The following is a 23,610-nucleotide window of genomic DNA, read 5'->3' as shown; positions in this document are numbered from 1 at the left end:
TAAAAAACATATAGTAATATATCCCACCAACATGGTAAGATATTCCTCAAAACTGGCAAGTTAGTCACCAGTGGTCAATTCTATCATTTGAACCTTGAGGGAGGCGTGAGAACTTCGGCAGTGACTTCAAATCCTAGTATGTAGACAAATCATATTTTGATTGAAAAGAGGGAAATCTTTGAAAAATCCGATCATTTTTAAAAAAATTCCTGTCGTAACACTCGCTCTTGCCTTGACCGTAAGCTTGTCTCTTCCGTCTGTCAGTTCTGCCGCTACCGTAGACCTGCAAACTCGTTCATTTTTAGAAGCACAGGAAGCTTTGACTTCCGAAGCGACTCCGGCGTTCATCTCGCCCGAGCTGAATACCACTTCCTCCCAGCAGGTCAGAGTCATCGTGCAGCTTGATGGTGAGCCACTAGCCGTGGACCAATATGCGGCACGGTCGGGTAACCAGACTTTCACGGCACGATCCGAGCAAAAAGCGGAATCCGCTATCGTCAATGAGCAAACAACGTTCGTGGACAAAGCAGCACAGAACGGTATTCCCCTTCAGGTGAATTACCAGTACAATACGGTACTTAACGGTTTGGAGATTACGCTGCCAGCCAATAAAATTCCGGAACTGGCAAAACTGCCAGGCGTAAAATCCATCCACGAAAATAAAACGTACTATTCCATCCCCGTACAGGACCCGCCGACACTCACCGCCAGCGAAGCAACGTATGATAACGCACCGCTGGATCAGATTGGCGTTCCTGAAGCCTGGGCTAAAGGTTGGACAGGCGAAGGGATTAAGGTCGGGGTTATTGATACCGGAATCGATTATGAGCACCCGGATTTGAAAGCAGCTTACAAGGGTGGATATGACTCTTTTGAGCAGGACAATGATCCTTACGAGGAGCCTTTCCTTGAAAAAGAGAATGACCCGTACGGCACAGGTTTTGCCGGAACAACTCACGGTACACACGTGTCCGGTACGATTGCTGGCCAGGCCGCTAATAAAACGGCAGATATTGTACAAAAGGGTATTGCCTATAAATCGGACTTATACGTATATAAAGTGCTTGGACGCAATACCAAAACCGGGCGTTCCTCCGGTTCCTCCGCACAGGTCATTGACGGTATTGAACGCGCTGTCAAGGATGGCATGAACGTGATTAACCTGTCCCTCGGCTCAGACTCCGAGAAGGACCCGAACTCCCCGGACTCCATTGCCATTAATAATGCGGTGCTTTCCGGTGTAGTTGCTGTCATTGCGAATGGTAATGCGGCACAAGACGGGAATTATTATTATTCAATGGGTTCCCCAGCCTCATCCCAGTTGGCCATTTCCGTCGGTGCGGCAACCTCGCCGAGCAAAAGCTTCTCAGGCACAGCTTCAGTAACCCGTGATTCCTATTGGGAAGCGAATGGTGAATTGAAGAAAACAGTAACCGCCGATGCTTATGCGCATTACGGGTTTAATCTGATGGGCTGGGGGACAGGCCAAGAGGATTTTGCTTCAATTCTGGGAACTGCCCCTTATGAACTGGTATATGCAAATTTGGGGCAGCCTGATGATTTTGAAGGAAAAAATGTAGCCGGAAAAATTGTCCTCGTGTCACGTGGAAGCCTGGCATTCGTGGATAAAATTGCAAATGCAAAAGAAAACGGCGCAAAAGCCGTAATCATTTTTAACGGGAGAGCAAAAACGACTGACATCACGCAGGCTGATTTGACAGACTCCATTCCAAGTCTAGATAGCTACGTAAACGCTAACCAGGGCGACAGCTTTGATTTTATTCCGACCTTTGATATGAAAGGTAAGGAAGGTCGCGCGCTGGCTAAACAACTCGTCGACAATGCCGGAGAAAAGTTCTCCGTCTCCTTCGGAGAGGAGTTTATTCGCACAGATAATGCAGGCAATACGATGGCTGGATTCAGCTCCCGTGGGCCGAACGGCGACGAGCTGCTCAGCATCAAGCCGGATGTGAGTGCACCGGGGGTCGGCATTTTGTCAACCTATCCTGCCTTCGCCAAGTTCTATCCGGATGCCTCTTATGATCATGCTTACAAACGTAGCAACGGAACCAGTATGGCTTCTCCGCATGTAGCCGGACTTGCTGTATTGCTGAAGCAGCAGCATCCAAACTGGACGCCGTTCGATATCCGTGCTGCTCTGGCGAACACGTCGGATACGCTTTACGATGAGGATCAAATCCAATACGATGTGTATTCCCAAGGTGCAGGACTTGTAAACATCGCCAATGCGATTCAGACACCAGCCCTGCTGGAAACTGTTGAAAAGATTACGATTCTCGATAAGAACTTCAATCGGCAGGAGGTCGTAAACTACAATCCTTCCGCCAGCTTCGGGGTGTTAAAACCAGGAAGCGATGCGAAGCAAATACAATTGCAGCTTAAAAATTTGTCCGCTAATAGCGTACAGTATGAAGCCAGCTACATTTTGCATGATCATGTAACCTCTGACCCTGCCCACCCAGTTGCCACGCCTGACGTGAGCAATATCGCTGTTCAGTTGCAAGGTGTCGGCACGAATGGGGCGATCTCGGCAGAAGCGGGTAAATCCCAACCGTTCTTCCTGTCCGTACAGCCAAGCTCAAGTGCAGCTACAGGCGTATATGAGGGAGAAGTCATCCTGAAAAGCGCCGGACTACCTACCTTGCATCTGCCGTTCGTCGTTCATGTTGGCAAGGAAAATCCGACTACAGGCTTCGGCTTGCAGGATCTGAGTATAACCAACCCGATTATTTACCCGAATCGTACAGGTGCTCAACGCTCAACAGATCTTGCTTTCCGCCTGACCACGGATAAAACAAACCAAATTGCTCTCTATGTATATGGCACAGATGATAAATTAATTGGTCTTATTAATGGAATTACGACTTCCAAGGAACAAGGAGTTAACGCCCGTCTCAAGCAAGGAGCATACTCCTTCAAGGACATTGACGGAAGCTATGTCGAATACGATGCTAACGGAAAGCCTGTTCTGGATGCCAGCGGTCAGCCCGTTATTCAGCATTTGAAGGACGGTGTGTATAAGCTGGAGGTTAATTCGCCGGAACTGAATGCGAAAGGCGAAGTCGAGACCAATACTAACGGTCTTAAATTTTTCACCGCTATGAAGGCCATTCGCGTCGACAATAGTGCCGCTTCCGGCAGCAGTAGCGGTGGAGGCAGTGGTGGAGGTGGCGGCAGAAGTAATACTACACCTTCCGCTTCAACCACCACATCCACCCCTGTCGCTACATCTGCACCTTCACTTCAATCCGTAGTGAAGCAAGGACAGGCGGTAAAAGCAGTAGCTACAACTGTCTCGGTGAATAATAACGTACAGTCACTGACTGTAACAGATGCAGATTTGCAGGCTACTGTGACGGCAGCAGGCTCCAGCCCAATAGCCATCGTCCTGTCGGCTAGCAGCCAAGCGGGTCAAACGACCAAAGCAGCACTGACTTCCGCCCAACTGACAACACTGGGCAAGGCTGCGGCAGGAAGTAGTCTGATTGTGAGCAACACAGGATCTTCCCTGGCTTTGCCGATATCTGCATTGAAAAATGCTCCTGCCGGTGCAGGCATTGAAGTGGTAATCAGCAGCCAGGCACAGGAAAGCAACACATTTACGAGCAAGCTGAAAGGGTCGACTGTGATTGGCACCCCTGTAGGGTTTGAAGCTAACGTTGTCACTGCCGGCAAGAGCGAGCCGCTTAAGGTTGCGCCAGGACAGTTCATTAGCCGCTCCTTTACCGTACCTGGCCAAATTGAGTCGAATACAGCCGGTGTTCTCTATACAGCTAACGGAAATGTCTACCCGGTTCCATCCGTCTTTACCAAGCAGGCAGATGGATCAACAGTCGTTAAGGTAAGCCGTCCGGGCTTCTCGACGTATGCAGCGGCGACTCGTCCCGTTAGCTTTGAAGATATTTCATCGTCGTATGCTCAATCCGAGATTCAGTCGCTTGCGAACAAGCTGCTGATCAACGGCACCACAGACACGGCCTTCTCACCGAAGAAGAACGTGACACGTGCGGAATTTGCAGCCTTGGTAACTCGGGCTCTTGGCCTGACACCGGGTACTGCCGCACCATTCGGCGATATTCCAGCAGGTAGCTGGTATTCCGGCGATGTGGCAGCCGCTTACGAGGCCGGATTGATCACAGGTCGCAGCGGCGACAAGTTCGATCCGAACGCTAACATCAGTCGGCAGGAAATTGCAGTCGTGTTGAGTAAAGCAGTAGACCTGCTTCAGATCAAAGCATCTGTCGATGGCCCTGCGCGCACACCGTATCATGATGCTTCATCTTTTGCAGGCTATGCCAAGGATAGCATTGAAAAAGTAAGTGCAGCAGGCATTATCAACGGGGAAACCATCAAGGGCTCCTCCTACTTCCAGCCGAACGCGCCTACAACGCGTGAAGCATCTGCCAAGGTGCTGCACGTGCTTTTACAAAAGGCTGCATTGATTAACTAATCCAAAAATCCTCCCGAGCCGCGTTATAAATAACGTTGCCGTTCGGGGGGCTTTTTTTATGTTATACCATAATTTACAATGTTATACGGCCCCCGCTAACGGTAGCGCGACCTTGAATACACTACCTTCTCCCTTCGTACTTGCAGCGGTGATTTTTCCGCCGTGTGCTTCCACAATAGACTGTGTAATCGCCAGACCAAGACCAGCTCCGCCCGAGCTGCGCGTACGTGACTCATCTCCACGGTAAAAGCGTTCAAAAATCCGCTCCAACTGCTCTTTGCTCATACCTGGCCCGTTATCACGAATCTGAATATCCGCCAGCTTTTTCCCGGCAGACAAGTTTACATGGATCACCCCTCTTTCCATATCCGTATGCTGAACAGCATTATGGAACAGGTTGAGCATGACCTGCTTGATTTTATCCCCTTCAGCCAGCACTCGCACACCCGCTGTCATATCAAAAATCACTCTTCGCTTGCCCGCCAGCATAAGAAGCTGCGGCTTCATTGCCAGCAGCAACGTATCCAGCGACATATCTTCCAGCTTCAATTCGGGCGTCCGGTCCAGCTTAGCCAACAGCAGTAAATCGGAGACAAGCTTATTCATCCGCTTGGATTCACCATACATACTCTCCAAGGCAGATTGAAGCTGCTTCGGATTAGATGCCGCTCCACGAAGCAGCACTTCCAAAAAACCGTGAATTGACGTAAGCGGGGTGCGCAGTTCATGGGAAGCATCCGCAATAAACCGTCTCATCTGCATCTGCAACTCACGCTCAGCAGCAAAAGAATGCTCCAGCCGTTCCAGCATCCCGTTAAAGGATACCGCCAAACGGTCCACCTCATACTGCCCCTGCTCTGCGTCAAAGCGTTCAGCCAGATTACCCGCATCAATGCGTTTGACCGCCTCAACCATCCTCGAAAGAGGCACCAACGTGCGCCGCAGCACTGGAAGCATGAGTGCCAGACCAATTGCAAGTGCAATCAGAGATAGCAAAATGAAGGTACGCAACTGGTTAATCAGCTGCTCTTGCATGGAAGTTGTGGATACACCCATTTGAAGTAAACCTGACGAACGGTCAGGTGGACCGAGCGGACGGAATACGACCAGTTGCTCGTTCCCTTGGGCATCCGTGAGCAATTGATAGCCATGACGCATGCGCCTGTTCTGCTGCATCGAATTATACTGCTGAGTGGTGAGACGCGGTGGCGTAAGTCCATTTTCGCTGGACAAGCTCAAGAAGGTTCCGTCTTTACCTATGGAAGCGAGCGACATATCCGGCCAAAATAGAAACGGCCCCGGTCGATCATCCCTCCGATTGCTTCCTTCTTGGGGTGTGGAGCTTCCCCTCTTCTCCTGCGAATCCTTAATCAATAAATCGGCAGGAATTGAACCTAACTGCGCACCCATCGCATCCGCCCGACTGCGATACAGAAAATCCTTCATTAGGAAATATTGTAAAAATCCGATCAAGACGAGCAGCAGCGCCAAAATAAGCAACGTTCTGGCCAAAAGCTGGGAGCGGAGAGAACGGAGCGCAGTTCTTCTCCGACTTTTCCCCGCCGCCATCATAGCAAGTCCACCCGGTACCCAACACCACGCAGCGTACGAATGACCCGATGCTCCTTGTCTTTGAGCTTTTCACGTAAGGAGCGAATATACACCTCGACAATATTGTCCTCGCCCCCAAAATCGTACCCCCATACTCGATCCAGGATTCGACTTTTACTAAGAACAATCCCGTGATTCAACACCAAAAACTTCAATAGCTCATATTCGGTAGGCGACAGCTCCAGCACCTGATTTTGGTAGCGAATTTCCTTTCGTCGATCATCCACCTGAAAGGGCCCGTGAACCACTTCTCCAAGCAGATCGGGAAACTGATTGCGCAGACGTGCTTCAATCCGGGCCAGCAGTTCATTAAAACTAAAGGGCTTCACGACATAATCGTCCGCGCCCAGTTTTAATCCTTTTACCCGATCATCCACATCATCCTTGGCTGTCAGCATAATGACTGCAATGTTATCCTCTGTTTCCTTGAGACTTTGGCATACCTCAAAGCCATTCATTTCAGGCATCATAACATCCAGCACCGCAACATGCGGGCGAAACTCTTTTGCTAAATCCAGTGCATCACTGCCGTTTTCAGCTGTTTTAACCTCATAGCCTTCATTAATCAGCCCAAGCTCCAAAAATTGCAAAATGTGCGGCTCATCGTCCGCTAGCATAATTTTAACCCCGTGTATCGGATTCATCGGTTATCTTCCCTTTCATGAAACCACTTTTTTTCTTAATAAAAGATCGATTCATTTTCACCTGTATCTAATATAACTGAATATTTACGTAAAAAAAGCATCCCTATCCAGCTTTCAGCTAACATTCAGGGAGCGCTCATAACCATTTCAGCTACGTCAGGCATGATAATAGCAAGCCGGTAGTTCACCGGGCCCAAGATCGGAAGTGGCTGATCATTCCACAGTCCTGAAGATAGCGGCTAGAACAACGGAAAATACAAAGAAATTTCACAGGGAGTGGAATGTACATGATTAAGAAATGGTTCAAGAGCAGGGCGGACGTCCCCCTCATCATCATCATGCTGATATCTGCGATTTTGAACGGATACAACATCTGGCAAGACAAATATGTTAACACCTACTACACGACGGCCGTAGCAAGCATGCTAGAAAACTTTCGCAACTTCTTCTTTGCCTCACTCGATTCGGCCGGATCGGTAACGGTAGACAAACCGCCCGTCGTGTTCTGGATTCAGACCGCGAGCGCCTATATATTCGGGCTTCACGGCTGGAGCGTTATTTTGCCGCAAGCGCTCGCTCAGGTCGGGTCGGTATTGCTCGTTTACCTGCTCGTCAAGCCGAGCTTCGGTACGATGGCCGCTCGATTGGCCGCCTTCGCTATGGCAACTACACCAATTGCAGTAGCGGTCAGCCGCACCAATAACATTGATGCGATGCTGGTTTTCACACTGCTGCTCGCAACATGGTTGCTGTTCAGAGGCATTAGAAACCACAAAATGGGACCGATCCTCTGGGCTTTCGCAGTCGTAGGGATCGCCTTTAACGAAAAAATGCTTCAAGCCTATATGATTGTTCCCGCTTTGGGACTCTTCTACCTGCTGGCCTCCAAGTTTAACTGGAAGCGAAAAGCGATAACACTGGCAGCATCGGCAGTCGTTCTCGTGGCCGTGTCGCTCTCTTGGGCAGTCGTGGTCGACTCCACTCCGGCAGACCAGCGCCCTTATATGGGAAGCAGCGGTACGAACTCCGTGCTGAATTTGGCCTTTGGCTACAACGGCCTATCCCGTCTGACGGGAGAACGAGGAACAGGCGGGGGCGCTGGTGGCAGTCAACGCTCGGAGTGGAAACAAAACGCTTCAACCAGCAGCAATACCAATTCGGATCAAGCTCAAGCAACTACATCAACGGATAGCACTACAACAGGCGCTTCCAGTACCGATGACACATCATCATACGGCAACGGCGCTGGTGGCCAAATGCCGCCGGGCGGATTTGGCGGTAACGGTCAAGGCGGTCAAGGCGGTGGTCAGGGTGGACCTGGTGGTGGACCTGGTGGAAATTCTGGTGGCGGCATGTTCGGCACTGGTGAAAAGGGACCTTTACGGTTGTTCCAATCTGCCCTGTCAGGTCAGGCCAGCTGGCTGCTCCCATTCGCATTGATTGCTTCAATTGGTCTGCTTGCAAGCATTCGACGCCGTAATATCACGCAAAAACACAAAGAGGTCATCTTCTGGCTGGCCTGGCTGATTCCCGTAGCTGCATTTTTCAGCGTAGCCGGTTTCTTCCATCATTATTACCTGATTATGCTCGCACCACCAATTGCAGCGCTCTTCGGAGCCGGATTCGTGGAATTATGGGAGCAATATCGTGAGCGTTCCGGCTGGCTCTCCTGGCTGTTACCCGCAGCGGTACTGGCAACCTCGGTATTTAGCTGGTTCGTCCTGCAAAATTACAACGACACCATTGGCAGTGGCTGGTCCATCGCCGTATTGATCCTCGGTATCATCGGCACGGCGCTACTGGTAGTAGCACGATTGAAATCCGAGAAGTTCACGAGATATGCCATCATTGCAAGTGTACTCGCAATGTTCATCGGCCCTGTGTACTGGGCGTTGACGCCAATTACCTACGGGGGGAACAGCATGATTCCACAAGCCGGACCGACACAATTTGGCGGCGGTGGAGGCGGTGGCGGAATGCCGGGAGGTAATTTTGGCAACCGAGGCCAGGGTGCAAATGGGCAAAAAGCTGAAGGAACTCAAACGAATAACCAAACCAATAATGCAGAGCAATCCAGCTCTGATGGTATTACTTCAAGCACAGGAACAAGCACAGACAGAGAACAGAGATCTTCTACCCGCTCCAGAGGAATGGGTGGACCAAACGGTAGTCAAAGCTTGGACAGCAAAACGCTGAGCTATTTGCAAAAGCATAACACAGGTGAAACCTACCTTTTCGCAGCAAGCAATTATTCAACAGCCGCTCCTTACATGATTGAAGCCGGGCAAAAAGTGATTATTATGAACGGCTTTGTATCCTCCGATCCGGTGTATACCGTCGATAAGATCAAGGCGCTGGTGGAAAGCGGTCAAGTGAAGTACTTCATGATTTCTGGTGGAGGAGGCGGTGGACCGGATAGCGGTAACTCCGAAGTCACTGCATGGATCAAAGAACATGGCAAAGTGATTCCTATAGATGAATGGAAAACAACAACTGGCGAAACCAGTACCAATGCTGAAGCATCCGACAGCGGAAGCGACATCACGAACAGCAACTCGAACGCTCAGGATGGTCAAGGCGGACCTGGCGGAGACGAACGTGGCGGAAGCGGTACTTTATACGAAATCACATTATAAATAAGGAGGAACTACTAATGAGTGAACAAATCCGTTATTCCATAGTTATTCCGATGTACAACGAGGAAGCCGTCATTACCGAAACCTATCGGCGGCTGAAACAAGTCATGGGCTCGATGGGCGAGCCCTACGAGCTGATATTCGTAAATGACGGCAGTTCGGACTGCAGCGTCCAGTTGATCAAGGAATTCAGTCTCAGAGACGATACCATAGTATTGATTGATTTCTCCCGTAATTTTGGTCATCAGCTAGCGATTACCGCCGGGATGGATTATGCGGTTGGAGAGGCGGTCGTCGTTATTGACGCCGACCTCCAGGACCCGCCGGAACTGATCGTTGAGATGGCCAACAAGTGGAAGGAAGGCTATGAGGTAGTCTACGCCAAACGGCTGAAACGCAATGGCGAAACCCGCTTCAAAAAGTGGTCTGCCAGTCTCTTCTACCGTGTATTGAAAGCATCGACGGATATTAATATCCCGGTAGACACCGGCGATTTCCGCCTGATGGATCGCAAGGTAATTGACGAATTGAAACGGCTGCCGGAAAATAATCGGTTTGTCCGTGGACTCGTTAGCTGGATCGGCTTCAAGCAGACGGCTGTTGAATATGAGCGCGATGAGCGGCTCGCAGGTGAAACCAAGTATCCGCTGAAACGCATGATCAAGCTCAGTCTGGACGGAATCACATCCTTTTCCATTAAACCGCTCAAGCTGGCAGGCTATATCGGCGCACTCCTGTCCATGTCCGGCTTCCTGTATTTGATGTACGTATTGTTTCTCAACTTTTTCACCGATTCCTATGTCATGAAGGGCTGGTCGTCCATGATTAGCATCAGCCTGATTTTTGACGGAGTGATCCTGATCATTCTCGGTATCATGGGTGAATATGTTGGACGGATTTATGACGAAACCAAAGCCCGCCCGCTCTACATTGTCCGTGAACACCTGGGTGGACAATACGAAAACGGCCCTACCCATGCCATGAAGGCCCCTGAACAACGTGAATCCCTGTACATGCAAGGTTCCCGTGACAGCCTAATATCAACCAGCCGCACCGTACGCGGCAACAGCGCGGTATATACCGGACCTAAATCCGGTCACGGAGCATAGTCCATGAAAAGCCGCATGGCCCAGATACTCCCTATGATCCGTTTTGGCATGGTAGGACTGGTGAATACGGGCGTAGATTATATCATTTTCATGCTGCTGGTTTGGGCCGGAGTCCCGGTTGTGTTGTCGCAGATCATTTCATATAGCTGCGGCACAGCCAACAGTTACATTTTGAACAGCAAATGGACATTCAACAAACAACCAGCACCCGATACTCACAAACGTCAATTGCCTAAATTTATCGTCATCAACCTGATCGTATTGGGACTGACCTCCTTATTATTGCAAATGCTTCACAGCGGAACCGGGCTGCCGCTTGCCGTATGCAAGCTGATCGCCACCGCATCCGGAATGATCATCAATTATATCGGGAGCCGATACTGGGTATTCGGTTCCCCATCTCGAAAGGAAAGTGAATCTCTATGAGAAAAATTACAAAAGCCGTTATTCCAGCCGCTGGATTAGGAACTCGTTTTTTACCTGCTACGAAAGCTTTACCTAAAGAGATGCTTCCGATTGTCGACAAGCCAGCTATTCAATATATTGTAGAAGAGGCCATCAAATCCGGGATTGAAAGCATCATTATCGTGACTGGGCGTAATAAAAAAGCCATCGAGGACCATTTTGACAAGTCGGTAGAACTGGAGCAAGTACTGGAAAGCAAAGGCAAGTACGATCTTCTGCGCGAGGTCCAAAGCATCGGGGGCAAAGCAGTCATTCACTATATCCGCCAAAAAGAACCCCTCGGTTTGGGACATGCGGTACGTTGTGCCCGTCAGTTTATTGGGGATGAGCCATTCGCAGTGTTGCTGGGTGATGATATTATGAATTCCTCCACTCCGGCGATTCGCCAAATGATGGATGTCTACGAAGCGACTGGCAAGCAAGTGGTCGGCGTACGCACAGTGGAAGAACAGGATGTAAGTAAATACGGCATTATTGACTCCATCCATCAGAACGGTCTTATTCACGAAGTTGGCGGACTTGTTGAAAAACCATCTCCTGCGGAAGCCCCTTCACGGCAGGCAGTCATTGGGCGGTATGTATTGGAGCCTTCCATTTTCTCAATATTGGAGAATCTGTCCACGGGTGCGGGCGGCGAATATCAACTGACTGACGCCCTTCATCAGGTAGCATTGCAGAACCAACTTCTGGCACTAGAACTGGAAGGCACACGTTATGATATCGGTGATAAAGCAGGATACCTGGAAGCCGTACTTCACATGGGTATGCAGCGCGAGGATCTTCGTCCAATGCTTGACTCCATGATGCGCGAGTGGGCGCTGGCTTCACGATAAAATAGGCACACACGATTGCACCTATCCCCTCCTCCTGTGCATATTCTGATATCTGATCCATGTTGTGGAACCACGAGAGTGGAAGGATAAACACATAAACCTGTACAATGTAAAAGTACAGTACCATGGGAATATGCTCGGCTGTCCGCCGAAATCAGGGAGGAAAAAGTCCATATGATACCTGAGGGGAATTTGCAAAGTAATGTAGACCGTTTCAACGGCTTTGCCGATGACTACGACCAACACCGGCCAGAAGCACCGTCGCTCGTTGTCGAGATTATTACCCGTTATCTGGAACGAAAAGTGGAGCTTGTGGCCGATATTGGCTGTGGAACAGGGCTTTCGACTTTCATTTGGAAAGACGCGGCCCGGGAAATTGTCGGCATCGAACCCAACCCGGACATGAGAGGAAAAGCACAGCGCAAGCTGGAGACAGCAGGAGCAACAACGGCAGACACCATCTCCTTCAAAAGCGGGTTCTCCAACAACCTGCCCTTTGAGGATGGAACTGTAGACGTCATCACCTGCTCTCAATCCTTTCACTGGATGGACCCCGACAGCACGCTCAGGGAAGCGGGCAGAGTCTTGGCTCAAGGCGGGGTATTGGCCGCCTTTGACTGCGATTGGCCTCCGGTGCTGCAATGGGAGATAGACCAAGCTTATGTACAGCTGATCGCCAAAGCAGATGAGATTCTGAATCGGGAAGCACCTGTAGAGCAGCAAGCCCATAAATGGAGCAAGGAACAGCATTTGCCTAATCTACAGCGCAGCGGACAATTCCGATATACTCGGGAGATTGTCTTCCATAACCATGAGCAGTGTGACGCAGCTCGTTATATAGGGCTTGTTCTTAGTCAAGGCGGTATACAGACGTTATTCAAACTCGGCAATCGAGCGCTTGATGAAGATTTGGCCCGCTTTGTGAAGCTCGTAGAAGATCATTTTCAGGACAGAACATTGGATATCCTGTTCAGCTATCGTATGCGGCTTGGCGTCAAATAGAAAGGAAACAAGATTATCGTGATGATATATTCTTCAGCTCAAGCCCAAAAAAGACTCTCCTTCGCCTCGTAAAAACGAGTGCGTACAGGAGAGTCTTTTGGCTTCAAAAAAATAGCCACACTCATGTCCCTGCGAATCTTAGTCGCAGTTCCGTGGTATCTTCGGCTTCGGCTTAGGAAGAGCGGACAGCCAATAGAGATGCCAAGCGATCAGGGTAGTCGGTGATAATACCGCTCACCCCCGCCTCCAGCAGCCGCTTCATTTCTTCCGGCTCATTCACTGTCCACGGGTGATAGACTACACCTGCTGCCAGTGCCTCAGATACTCCCTCCGGTGTGACGGAATGCTTGTAAGCATGCAGTGCTGTGACCCCGAATCGACTTGCATACTCCGCCGGACGAACCATAATCTCGATATACAGCGCTCCCGTCCTGATCTCAGGGGCCAATTGCGCACAGAGCGCCAGCGATTCATGATTGAAGCTGGAGATAATCACCCGCTCCTCTAAACCGAAACGTCGTACAGCGGCAATCACCTCTTCCTCCATACCAGGATAGAGGTAAATGCTATTTTTTAATTCCAGATTAATGATTGCATCCGAAGACTTCGCCAGCTCCAGCAGCTCATCCAGCAACGGCACCCGCTCACTCCGGAATTTCTCATCAAACCAGCCGCCTGCATCTAACCCATTCAGTTCTTCCAGCGTAATATCGCGTACATCCAGCAGGGAACCTGTCGTGCGTTCCAGTGATTCATCGTGAATGAGCACCAAATGCCCATCCCGGGTACGCTGCACATCCGTCTCTATGCCGGTGGCCCCCAGCTCCAAAGCATGGCGAAACGCCGCCATCGTATTTTCAGGGCATACACCCGAAGCACCACGATGTGCAAAATTAATAACTTTCTCGGTTACAGTCACAACATAACCCCTCCTGTCATTTCACAGGAACATTATACCTGCTCATTGTTTGGGCTGTATAAAATATTCGTCACAAGGGTCTCTTCTTCTCTACGCGGTTTGAACAATTTTCCCGATCCAATCGGTATAAAATGTATTCCCGTTCCGTCGATCAAATGCTGCTGCCGCCGACTCTGCCAGTGGTCTGAAATACCCAATGATTTCTGTTAGCGTACGCTCCTCTTTGCCCCACTCCAAAGAAGCAGGCAGACGGATCAGCCGATTTTCTCCCGAAGTATCCAGCTTTTGCAGCAGACCCACCATTGCAGCGTAGAAATACATTTGCTCCAGTTCGCTCTCATAGTCCAACGCCATATGCAAATGGCGCTCTGCCACTTCAATACCCTTAACCGGGTCCGCGACCGTCAAATACTCGATATGCTCGGCTATCGTTTTCAGAAAATCGCGGTCATCCCGAATCAGACGATATCCCTTACGATGATTTTCCTTCGCCTTGTCCACTTCTCCCTGACGATAAAGCGGTAATAATAACTGAGAGAGCGTCACATGTGGGACTTCAGCGCATGTCATTCGTCCTGACAAAATCGGTTTGGCCACGGCAAGCGCCTGCTCGTCCTCTCCGGTCAAATAGTAAAACCGCACGATCTGGCTCTGCTCGCAGGCTTCACAATCACTCATGCTATCCCGTTCAATCGAACGGAAGGTATCAAGATGCTGACGTGCTTCCTCCAGCTTTCCCATATCCATCGCGATACGGAACTTGTAATAATGATATGGACGCTCATTATACCCGTATTCGGCATAGCGTTTGCGCATATCCTCCACAAGATCCTCCACCTGGGTTTTCGGTATATTAGGAAAGCTGCACACTTTGCCGAGTATCCATTTATAATTCCACAGCAGCTCATCTGGCTCGTACTCCTCCGGGTTTTGATCAAATTGACCCAGTTGCCACGAAAAAGCGATCAGCGCCTTCAACGGATATCCATTAAAAATAGCGCAGTCCACAATTTCCCCCCGGACTTCGTAGGCGATTTCTTTCAAACCAGAAGCATCCGCCAAGCGGGCCGCTTCCTCCAAAATCGCCAACTTGGCCGCCCCTCCGGGTAGATCCTGCGCCTGTTCCATCAAATCATATATCGTATCTTCCATTCGACTAGCCTCCTGTAATTACGCAATTACGTGTTTTGTCCGTTCCCTAATCCCCAATTGATAAAATGCAGCACACTCCGGTTCATCAGCCCCAACTCACTCCGATTCATCGGATAATGGCCCATCATAAGTGCATTCACATACATCATTTCCGTTGCAGCCGTAATCATCTGTGTATCGGTAGCCTCAAAAATACGCGCCACCACCGGATTGTTCAGATTAAAATATAAGGTCGAGTAGCCCGCATTCTGCTGGACCCCGGCTTTCAGACTATCGAGTACATTGGAAAAAAGCGCCGTTGTTTCTTCGACGGTGTTTTCCATTGAACGCAAGGTTAGCGCATCCTGCGAAATGGTATATAGCACAGGCAAGCTCGCAGGCTCAAAACGCTTCAACTCCGTACGGCAGCGCATCGGTTGCAAAGCAGCATCCATGACGCGCAGCACACTGTAATACTGCTCGCGCTCTTCCTGCGTCAGTCCGGTAAATGAAAGAGATACATCCTCGGGACTAAGCCGCTCGGCTTGCAGAGCAGGGTCGATCCAATGCAGCTTTTCCAAAATTTCCGTATCGTAAATATAGCCGCCATTGATCACCAGCATGGATTGCGCCGCCGCCACATGGGTAATCTGGCGATACTCATCAACCGTCGATGTGTAATGGAGCGGACGCCCGCCCGCCTCGCGGATCAGTTCACTCAGCTCTCGCCGTCCAAATGTACTTTCAAAGGAAAACCAGCGGTGCATAATCCGCAGAAATTCATCATCCTCCACCGCGAGCGCCTTCATGGAAAGCTCATGCAAACGAATCCAATGCTGCAAGCGGTCTGGCTCATACTCCGCCATGCGTAGCAGCTCTTGCCGAATACAGGTTCCCAGTTCAGAACGAACAGCGTCAAGCTGCTCATTTTCATAAAAATACTCACGTGATGCCGTCGGCTGCAATTCATCTGTCCAGATCAGACTTTTAATGAAAAAAGCCCACTCCGGCAGTACATTCTCTGCTTTGTCAGACACCAGCATATGCTTCAGATACACCCGATGCAGCCGCTTGCTGTTGAGATTAATGCTACGCGGCAAAATGAATGCAATCCCGCCTGTTCTGCCCGATGCCGTCCGCAGTGGAATAAAATCGCCAAAGCGCTCACCCATCAGGCGATAGCCCAAGTCCAGCACCTCATCGCGACGACTGCGCAATTGTTCCGGGTCCTGCATCCAACGTGTAGATGGAAGATTGACGCGCTTGGTCTCCCCAGCTACAGACAGCATGACCGGATATGGCAGCAACGCCCCATAATAAAATAGAGACTCCTCCACCTGCGCTGGCTCATAATAAAACTCGCTCCCCGGCTTGCAGCGCAAATAAATTTGCGTGCCTACAGGCAGTTCAGTCTCCAATCGACGGATCGTATACGTTCCGTCCGGTTTCCCTCTCCATTCCATGGAGACGCCTTCCTTTACCGAGCGCGTCAGCACCACGATTTCGTCGCTCACCATAAAGCAAGACAGCAAGCCAATCCCAAATCGCCCGATAAATGATGTCTCCGAAGCCAGTAAATCCGTCCCCTTCTTCGAAGACTGGCCAATGATCGACAGAAAGCGGTGAATATCCTCTTCCGTCAGTCCAATGCCGTTATCCTGAATCATCAAAACCTGTTGCTCCCCGGAACCGGACAACTCCACGGTTACCTTGCCTTCAGCAGCAGTCTCCCCCAGCTCCTTGCGAGCCGTAATTGCGTCTGTTGCATTTTGCAGTACCTCACGTATAAACACGCGCGGACTGCTATATAAATGATTGGCCAAAATATCAATCATCCCGCCCAAGTTCACCTGAAAACGATACTCGTCCGTTTGACTCATACAGATCATTCCTTTCTATAAATGCTACGACAGTCCTTGGCTTTTGAATAAACCATCATGTAAATTATAACGTGGATTACAGACGGATTGCACACCTGCATTTCAGATATCAATACGTTGACAACGCTATAACAGGGTCTTTTTTCACCTTGGCTGATCGGAACTGGGTCTAATTAACTTCATAAAAATGTATGTAATATGAGAGTATAGTTAATAAGTATTATCTTCGCTTAGTTAAATTTAGTAATTAACATAATTTTTATTTAAAAATCAGCCTGTTCTAGTATCGCTATATCTGCTGAGGGACAAATGGCTCATTTTATACAAAAAGCCCGCATGGCTGCTCCTGTATGCCCATACAAGAGAGAATGCGGGCTTTTTCAGGTACAGCCGGGACTGTACCTTTTGCAGAACACGGATTATTGAGACTTGGCGAGACGGATTACGTTCCAGGAGGCTTTGCCCAAATGAGCTTTGACAATGCCATCGTCGAGCTTGGCATTACCGCCGTTGTGAGGCGAAACCTTTTCTCCTGCCGGACTGTTAGTTGCTTTGAGATCGTCATGCTCCAGCACCGTATGCTCCACAATGCGATAGCCTTCAAAGCTGCGCACATCCACCGTCAACTCCAGCGACTCGGACAAGTGACGGTTTACCGCAAAAACGGTCAGAGCGTCTCCCTCTTCATCATAGACCACAGCGCTATCCAGATAAGGAATGTCTGTGAAATCCTTGGAATCGTATTTTTCCGAGTCCACCACGGGCATCAACGATACACCGCGACCATAACGGGATGCATGCAGATACGGATAGAAAATAGTCTGTTTCCATGCCTTTCCATTATTTTCAGTCATGATTGGCGCAATAACGTTGACTAATTGGGCAAGGCAAGCCATTTTCACACGGTCAGCATGACGCAGGAACGTAATGAGCATGCTGCCCACCAGCAGCGCATCCTCGAAGTTGTAAATATCCTCAAGCTGCGGCGGCGCCACAGACCACGGATCAATTTTGCTGTCCGCATCGTTGGAGTGGTACCACACATTCCATTCGTCGAAGCTGAGCATCATTTTTTTCTTGCTGCGCTTCTTCGCTTTGATATAGTCACAGGTCGAAATAACTGTATGAATAAAATGGTCCATATCCATGGAACGTGCCAAATAATTGGCCGTATCATTGTCGTGGTTGCCATAGTATTGATGCAGAGAAATATAATCGGCTACCTCATAGGTATGATCCAGCGTCGTCGCTTCCCATTCAGGGAACGTCGGCATTGTCGAACTGGAACTGCCGCAGGTTACAAGCTCAATGTCAGGGTCAATCAGCTTCATCGCTTTTGCGGACTCTACCGCAAGGCGACCATACTCTTCCGCTGTCTTGTGTCCGATCTGCCATGGGCCATCCATTTCGTTGCCGAGACACCAGGTTTTAATCTTGTGCGGTTGCTCTACACCGTGACTGCGGCGTAGATCACTCCAGTAGGAACCGCCCGGATGGTTGCAATATTCCACCAAATTACGTGCCGCATCAATACCGCGTGTACCCAGGTTAACCGCCATCATGACCTCTGAACCGATATCTTTCGCCCATTTGAAAAATTCGTTCGTACCCACTTCATTCGGCTCGACCGTTCTCCACGCCAGCTCTAGCTGTCTAGGTCTGGACGCGACAGGACCGACACCATCTTCCCAATTGTAACCCGATACAAAATTGCCGCCCGGATAACGTATAATAGGAACATCAAGCTGTTTCACCAGCTCTTTTACATCATTACGGAAACCGCTTTCATCACTAGTTGAATGAGTAGGCTCATAAATACCGCCATATACAGCACGCCCGAGATGCTCTACAAAAGAACCATAAATGCGTTTATCGACTTCAGCAATACGAAATGACTTGTCTACAATCATTTTTGCTTTTACAGCTGCTGCCACCTAAACCATCCTCTCTGAATGCGAAAATAAAATCCGTTGTACCTCTAAAACTAACAAGCCGTTTTATTTCAGCATTTTGCATCATTCGATTCCCAACGCTCGAAAGTACAATAGATAGACGAACTAAACCGTTTCGATCTCTATATTGGTGATTTGAAATCGCTCTTGGGATTGTTGCAAAATGCTCATTTACGAATTTAATATAACACACCATAAATATCATGGTCAATATTATTATTAAATACTTAATGTATTTATTAACTATATTAATAAACGATAAGCAATTGGTTACGTTTAGCAAATAACTTCTTTCTTAAGTAAGGATTTTGCAAAAATCCGGGAAGCGACCTGTAATCGACAATATTGCACTTTGAAGCGGCTGGAATTGAATTTTGTAAAATCCCGAAGTAGCTATAGTTGTACAGCTGCGATCGAAATTTTACTAAAGAAAGTGGGATTGACAGAGGCAGGGTTGCATGAGAAAATGTACGCGCGTACACAAAATGACTGGAGGTGGGCAATATCGTATCGCGCAAGGAAGTAGCAAAGCTCGCTGGCGTGTCTGAAGCGACGGTGTCGCGGGTATTGAACGCGGCAGGTCCCATCAAGGAAGAGACCCGGAGAAGGGTCCAGGACGCCGCCAATCAGCTTGGATATGTTCCCAGCGCGCTGGCCCGCAACTTTGCCCGAAGCAAGAGCGGCCATCTTGGCGTGGTTATGCCTTATGTACCGAAGGCGCACCTGTTCTCAGCCTATTTTTTCTCCGAGATGCTGAGCGGCATCGGAAGCAAGGCCAGGGACAGCGGGCTCGATCTGCTACTATTGTTCCGGAAGCCTGGGGAAAAGATGGATTACAGCGGTCTTTTCCGCCAGCAAAAGATCGATGCCTGTATCATCCTTGGAGCCAGGGATGACCACGATGAGTTGGAAGCGCTGAAGAGACTTCAGGAAGAAGGGCGTCCCTTCTGCGTCATGAATCACCATTTTGCAGGACAATCGTTCTGTGAAGTGGATGCAGACCATGTGGAGGGAAGCCGGACGGCTGTAAGTCACCTCATTGAGCAGGGATGCAAGCGGATTGCCTTTCTCAACGGCCCGGATATCTATTCCAACAGTACAGAGCGATTGAAGGGATACCGCACCGCGCTTCAGGATGCCGGTATTGAATATGATCGCGAGCTGCTTCTGGAGGGCAATTATAGCCGTCGAAGCGGGCTCGAAGCGTCGGCTACAATCGCAGGCAGGCTGAATGATATTGACGCCGTATTTGCGGCGAACGACCGAATGGCCATCGGGGTGATGCAGGGTCTGCGCGAACTCGGACTGGGAGTTGACCAGTTCCCGGCGTTCATTGGCTATGACGATTCGGATGTGGCCGAGATGGCCGTTCCACCGCTGAGCAGTGTCCGCGTTCCTTTTTATGAGATGGGGGTGCTTGCGACCTCGAAGCTTATACCGGATCCTCTGGAACGCATTTCAGCCTTGGAACTGACCGGGTGCGCCTCGATAAGAGAGCTTCTGTCCACGGAGTTGATTATCAGGGCATCATCCATTCGTCAATAGCCGCATTCGTCAACAATTCGCTGGAGCTCAGACCCATAAGGAGGATAACGACATGTCTAATCGGCTTCGTATCGGAATGGTTGGCTACAAATTTATGGGCAAGGCTCACAGCAACGCTTACCGTAGCTTGCCCATGTTCTTCCCGGGTGCCCCGCTGCAGCCGGAGATGTCCGTCATCTGTGGACGCAATGAACAGGGGGTTCAGGCGGCTGCCCGCCAGTTCGGCTGGACCGAAAGCGTTACCAATTGGCGTGATCTGGTGAAACGTGACGATATTGATCTCATTGACATCAATGCGCCGAGTAATGCCCATAAGGAAATTGTCGTTGAGGCTGCCCTCCATGGCAAGCATCTGTTCTGTGAAAAGCCGCTTGCGCTCTCACTGGCGGATTCCCGTGACATGCTACAGGCAGCGGAGGAAGCGGGTGTCAGACATATGATCGGCTTCAACTACCGCTTCTCTCCGGCTGTCCAGCTGGCGAAACAGCTAGTCGAGAGCGGTCGCCTGGGCAAAATCTATCATTTCCGGGCCTTTTTCCTTCAGGACTGGATCATGGACCCGTCCTTCCCGCTGGTGTGGCGGCTGCAAAAGGAAGTGGCCGGTTCTGGCTCTCATGGTGATCTTGGCGCCCATCTGATTGATCTCGCCCGGTTCCTGGTCGGCGAGTTCCATGAAGTGATCGGTATGAGCGAGACGTTCATTAAGCAGCGCCCGCTGGCTTCGGAGATGACCGGATTGAGCGCCAAGAGCAGCGCCGGGGCGAATGCGCCGATGGGAGAAGTGACGGTCGATGATGCCACGCTGTTCCTGGCACGCTTCGCCGGAGGTGCGCTGGGCAGCTTCGAGGCCACACGGTTTGCGGCCGGACACCGGAGCACCAATTCATTCGAGATCAACGGTAGTCTGGGCAGTGTGCGGTTTGACTTTGAACGGATGAACGAACTGGAAGTGTATTTCACGCAAGATGAGGAGGACGTTCAGGGCTTCCGCCGCGTGCTCGCCACCGATCCGGCACACAAGTACTCCGAGGCCTGGTGGCCTGCGGGACATACGATCGGATTCGAGCATACCTTCACCCACGAGATGCTTGAGCTGATGAGCGCCATCTCCGAGGGACGGCAGCCTGTGCCGAACTTCCACGACGGGGTCGCTTGTCAGGCCGTGCTTGAAGCAGTGGAACGATCCATAGAGGAGCGCCGCTGGGTATCCATTGAAGAAATGTAATATAACTATCACATTCCGAAAGGTGAGTGGATTACAGATGAGCAAGGCACTGATTGTATGGGGCGGATGGGACGGACATGAGCCGGAACAGGTGGCGGCCATTTTTGAACGCATTCTGAAGGAAGAACGATTCGAGGTGGAGGTGTCTAATACCCTTGAAGCCTATCAGGATGCGGAGAAACTGCTTGGCCTGGACCTGATCGTTCCGCTGTGGACCATGGGACAGATTGAGCAGGAACTGGTCAATAATGTCTCAGCAGCGGTTCAAAGCGGCGTTGGTCTGACAGGCTGCCATGGCGGCATGTGTGATGCCTTCCGGAACAATGTGGACTGGCAGTTCATGACAGGCGGGCAATGGGTTGCACATCCCGGCAATGACGGGGTGGAGTATATGGTGAACATGAAGCGCGGCTCCAGCCCGCTGCTGGACCATATTGAGGATTTTCAGGTCAAAAGCGAGCAGTACTACCTCCACGTAGACCCGGCGGTTGAAGTGCTGGCAACCACACGCTTCCCGGTCGTACCGGGACCACATTCAGCCAACGGGCCGGTGGATATGCCCGTTGTATGGACGAAGCGCTGGGGGAACGGCCGCATCTTCTACAATTCGCTGGGACATCACGCGGATATCATAGATATGCCTCAAGTGACCGAGATGATGCGCAGCGGGTTCCTGTGGGCGGCAGCAGGCAAACAGACGGCGGCTGCCCGGGGCAGCTCCCTGGCAGATGCTTATACTGGCATGGCAGACAACCAGCAGCAGTAGCGTGGACAGGATAAAGCAGCAGCGCCTCTGGCAGAGTTTTTGACGGCCTGTATCCTCCATGGTCGGAAAGGGACGGAGTACAGCAGGCAAGACGGCCGCACAAGAATGAATTGGTGCTAATTCACAAGCACTATTCAGGCGACAGGATGGTATCGGATGCAGTAAGGGAATGCCATTATCCATTTTTTGAAGGTGAAGGGAGTCCAGGCATGAACAAAATGAAGGTGGGCATTATCGGTTGTGGCAAAATCAGCGGAATTTACATGGAAAATTGCCAGCGCTTCGATATTCTGGAGCTGTCGGCAGTAGCGGATCTGGACCAGGGCCGGGCAAAGGAGCAGGCTGCAGCGTATAACGTTCCGAACGTATATTCGGTAGATGAGATCCTGGCTGATCCGGAGATCGAACTCATCATTAATCTGACCATTCCGGCCGTTCACGCCGACGTGTGCCTCAGAGCTCTTGAGACAGGCAAACATGTCTATGTAGAGAAGCCGCTTGCGGTCACCCGTGAGCAGGGCCAGGCAGTCTTGGAGCTGGCCCGCCGCAAGGGACTGCTTGTCGGCTGCGCACCGGAGACCTTCTTCGGCTCTGGCATACAGACGTCATTGAAGCTGATTGAGGACGGGCTCATTGGCAGGCCGGTAGCCGCTACGGCCTTCATGATGAGCCGTGGACATGAACATTGGCATCCCGATCCTGAATTTTATTATGCTATGGGCGGCGGCCCGATGTTTGATATGGGGCCTTATTATTTGACGGCTCTGGTACAATTGCTTGGTCCGATTGCCACCATCTCCGGTATGACAGGCAAGGCGCTGGACCAGCGAATGATTACAAGCGAGAAAAAGAAAGGCCAGACCATCCCGGTCGACATTCCGACCCATGTGGCCGGATTGCTGCGCTTCGAGCAGGGGGCTGTCGGCACGCTGATTACCAGCTTTGACATCTTTGGTGGAAGCTCCCTGCCACCGATCGAGGTATATGGTACTCTTGGCACGCTGCAGGTGCCTGACCCGAACACGTTCGGAGGGCCGGTTCGCTACAGGCTGCTGGGCGAGCAGGAATGGACAGAGTCGCCGCTGCTGCCGGGCTACCAGGAGAATACACGGGGCATCGGCGTTGCCGATATGGCCTACGCTATCCGCAGCGGACGGCCTCACCGCGCCAGCGGTGAACTGGCCTACCATGTGCTGGAGGCGATGTGGGCGTTCCATGATTCCTCCGATGAACAGACGTTCTATCCGATGCAGAGCACATGCCTGCGCCCGGCAGCTTTGCCGGAAAATCTGCCCTTGTATACGTTGGATGCAGCTTTCAAAAAATGAATACACGCTCTATCTTCGTATATGATCCCATCAATATTGTCTAACCCATATATAAACATGTCCATGTGAACCCAAAAAAGCGGAGCCCCTCTT

General features: G+C 50.6%; 16 protein-coding genes. 10 read left to right on the top strand and 6 right to left on the bottom strand.

Annotation, left to right across the window (positions count from 1 at the left end):
* The first annotated feature begins 178 nt into the window (after positions 1-178).
* Positions 179-4,471 (top strand): S8 family serine peptidase, encoded by a 4,293-nt coding sequence (locus QD47_RS12800; protein ID WP_044646492.1) that lies wholly within the window; start codon positions 179-181, stop codon positions 4,469-4,471.
* An 81-nt stretch (positions 4,472-4,552) separates the two neighbouring features.
* On the opposite strand, the gene QD47_RS12795 is transcribed toward QD47_RS12800, so the two are convergent.
* Positions 4,553-6,043 carry a sensor histidine kinase gene (locus QD47_RS12795; RefSeq protein WP_082067176.1) on the bottom strand — a complete coding sequence of 497 codons (1,491 nt, stop codon included), beginning with the start codon at positions 6,041-6,043 and terminating at the stop codon, positions 4,553-4,555.
* Entirely contained in the window at positions 6,040-6,726 is a 687-nt protein-coding gene (locus QD47_RS12790; RefSeq protein WP_014279365.1) for a response regulator transcription factor, read from the bottom strand. Before QD47_RS12790 ends, QD47_RS12795 begins: the two co-directional genes overlap by 4 nt.
* 287 nt (positions 6,727-7,013) lie before the next feature.
* On the opposite strand from QD47_RS12790, the gene QD47_RS12785 reads away from it, so the two are divergent.
* From QD47_RS12785 to QD47_RS12765, 5 genes are all read left to right on the top strand, one after another.
* The gene (locus QD47_RS12785) at positions 7,014-9,362 is read left to right on the top strand and encodes a glycosyltransferase family 39 protein (protein ID WP_052646769.1); all 2,349 of its coding nucleotides are present in this window, start codon (positions 7,014-7,016) and stop codon (positions 9,360-9,362) included.
* A 17-nt stretch (positions 9,363-9,379) separates the two neighbouring features.
* Positions 9,380-10,471 carry a glycosyltransferase family 2 protein gene (locus tag QD47_RS12780; RefSeq protein WP_044646490.1) on the top strand — a complete coding sequence of 364 codons (1,092 nt, stop codon included), beginning with the start codon at positions 9,380-9,382 and terminating at the stop codon, positions 10,469-10,471.
* A gap of 3 nt (positions 10,472-10,474) precedes the next feature.
* On the top strand, positions 10,475-10,897 hold the full coding sequence (locus QD47_RS12775; RefSeq protein ID WP_044646489.1) for a GtrA family protein: 423 nt from the start codon (positions 10,475-10,477) through the stop codon (positions 10,895-10,897).
* Entirely contained in the window at positions 10,894-11,769 is an 876-nt protein-coding gene (gene galU / locus QD47_RS12770; RefSeq protein ID WP_044646488.1) for a UTP--glucose-1-phosphate uridylyltransferase GalU, read from the top strand. Before QD47_RS12775 ends, galU begins: the two co-directional genes overlap by 4 nt.
* Before the next feature lie 174 nt (positions 11,770-11,943).
* Positions 11,944-12,771, top strand: a complete 828-nt coding sequence (locus tag QD47_RS12765) for a class I SAM-dependent methyltransferase (RefSeq protein WP_044646487.1) — start codon at positions 11,944-11,946, stop codon at positions 12,769-12,771.
* A 172-nt stretch (positions 12,772-12,943) separates the two neighbouring features.
* On the opposite strand, the gene QD47_RS12760 is transcribed toward QD47_RS12765, so the two are convergent.
* The 4 genes from QD47_RS12760 to arfA all read right to left on the bottom strand — a co-directional run bounded on the left by QD47_RS12760 (position 12,944) and on the right by arfA (position 18,635).
* Positions 12,944-13,690, bottom strand: a complete 747-nt coding sequence (locus QD47_RS12760) for a glycerophosphodiester phosphodiesterase (RefSeq protein WP_044646486.1) — start codon at positions 13,688-13,690, stop codon at positions 12,944-12,946.
* Between the two features lie 90 nt (positions 13,691-13,780).
* Entirely contained in the window at positions 13,781-14,842 is a 1,062-nt protein-coding gene (locus QD47_RS12755) for a hypothetical protein (RefSeq protein WP_044646485.1), read from the bottom strand.
* A gap of 26 nt (positions 14,843-14,868) precedes the next feature.
* Positions 14,869-16,701: an HSP90 family protein gene (locus QD47_RS12750; protein ID WP_044646484.1), complete on the bottom strand. Its 1,833-nt coding sequence runs from the start codon at positions 16,699-16,701 to the stop codon at positions 14,869-14,871.
* A gap of 419 nt (positions 16,702-17,120) precedes the next feature.
* On the bottom strand, positions 17,121-18,635 hold the full coding sequence (gene arfA, locus QD47_RS12745) for an arabinosylfuranosidase ArfA (protein WP_044646483.1): 1,515 nt from the start codon (positions 18,633-18,635) through the stop codon (positions 17,121-17,123).
* 507 nt (positions 18,636-19,142) lie between these two features.
* On the opposite strand from arfA, the gene QD47_RS12740 reads away from it, so the two are divergent.
* The 4 genes from QD47_RS12740 (at position 19,143) to QD47_RS12725 (ending at position 23,517) form a co-directional block, all read left to right on the top strand.
* The gene (locus QD47_RS12740) at positions 19,143-20,198 is read left to right on the top strand and encodes a LacI family DNA-binding transcriptional regulator (RefSeq protein WP_412177977.1); all 1,056 of its coding nucleotides are present in this window, start codon (positions 19,143-19,145) and stop codon (positions 20,196-20,198) included.
* 52 nt (positions 20,199-20,250) lie between these two features.
* Positions 20,251-21,423 (top strand): Gfo/Idh/MocA family protein, encoded by a 1,173-nt coding sequence (locus tag QD47_RS12735; protein ID WP_044646482.1) that lies wholly within the window; start codon positions 20,251-20,253, stop codon positions 21,421-21,423.
* Positions 21,424-21,460: 37 nt separating this feature from the next.
* A complete protein-coding gene (locus QD47_RS12730) occupies positions 21,461-22,189 on the top strand; it encodes a ThuA domain-containing protein (RefSeq protein WP_044646481.1) in 729 nt (242 codons plus the stop codon).
* A gap of 209 nt (positions 22,190-22,398) precedes the next feature.
* A complete protein-coding gene (locus tag QD47_RS12725; protein ID WP_044646480.1) occupies positions 22,399-23,517 on the top strand; it encodes a Gfo/Idh/MocA family protein in 1,119 nt (372 codons plus the stop codon).
* Positions 23,518-23,610 lie beyond the last annotated feature (93 nt).

It is taken from the genome of Paenibacillus terrae, assembly GCF_000943545.1.
In the GTDB taxonomy this organism is placed as follows: domain Bacteria; phylum Bacillota; class Bacilli; order Paenibacillales; family Paenibacillaceae; genus Paenibacillus; species Paenibacillus terrae_A.
Note: the sequence above shows the minus strand (reverse complement) of the source record. Positions and strands in the feature narration are given on the sequence as shown.

Coding starts and splice junctions, on each gene's coding strand:
- QD47_RS12795 (WP_082067176.1), bottom strand. CDS start 6,043: ATGATGGCGGCGGGGAAAAGTCGGAGAAGAACTGCGCTCCGTTCTCTC.
- QD47_RS12790 (WP_014279365.1), bottom strand. CDS start 6,726: ATGAATCCGATACACGGGGTTAAAATTATGCTAGCGGACGATGAGCCG.
- QD47_RS12785 (WP_052646769.1), top strand. CDS start 7,014: ATGATTAAGAAATGGTTCAAGAGCAGGGCGGACGTCCCCCTCATCATC.
- QD47_RS12780 (WP_044646490.1), top strand. CDS start 9,380: ATGAGTGAACAAATCCGTTATTCCATAGTTATTCCGATGTACAACGAG.
- QD47_RS12775 (WP_044646489.1), top strand. CDS start 10,475: ATGAAAAGCCGCATGGCCCAGATACTCCCTATGATCCGTTTTGGCATG.
- galU (WP_044646488.1), top strand. CDS start 10,894: ATGAGAAAAATTACAAAAGCCGTTATTCCAGCCGCTGGATTAGGAACT.
- QD47_RS12765 (WP_044646487.1), top strand. CDS start 11,944: ATGATACCTGAGGGGAATTTGCAAAGTAATGTAGACCGTTTCAACGGC.
- QD47_RS12755 (WP_044646485.1), bottom strand. CDS start 14,842: ATGGAAGATACGATATATGATTTGATGGAACAGGCGCAGGATCTACCC.
- QD47_RS12750 (WP_044646484.1), bottom strand. CDS start 16,701: ATGAGTCAAACGGACGAGTATCGTTTTCAGGTGAACTTGGGCGGGATG.
- QD47_RS12735 (WP_044646482.1), top strand. CDS start 20,251: ATGTCTAATCGGCTTCGTATCGGAATGGTTGGCTACAAATTTATGGGC.
- QD47_RS12730 (WP_044646481.1), top strand. CDS start 21,461: ATGAGCAAGGCACTGATTGTATGGGGCGGATGGGACGGACATGAGCCG.
- QD47_RS12725 (WP_044646480.1), top strand. CDS start 22,399: ATGAACAAAATGAAGGTGGGCATTATCGGTTGTGGCAAAATCAGCGGA.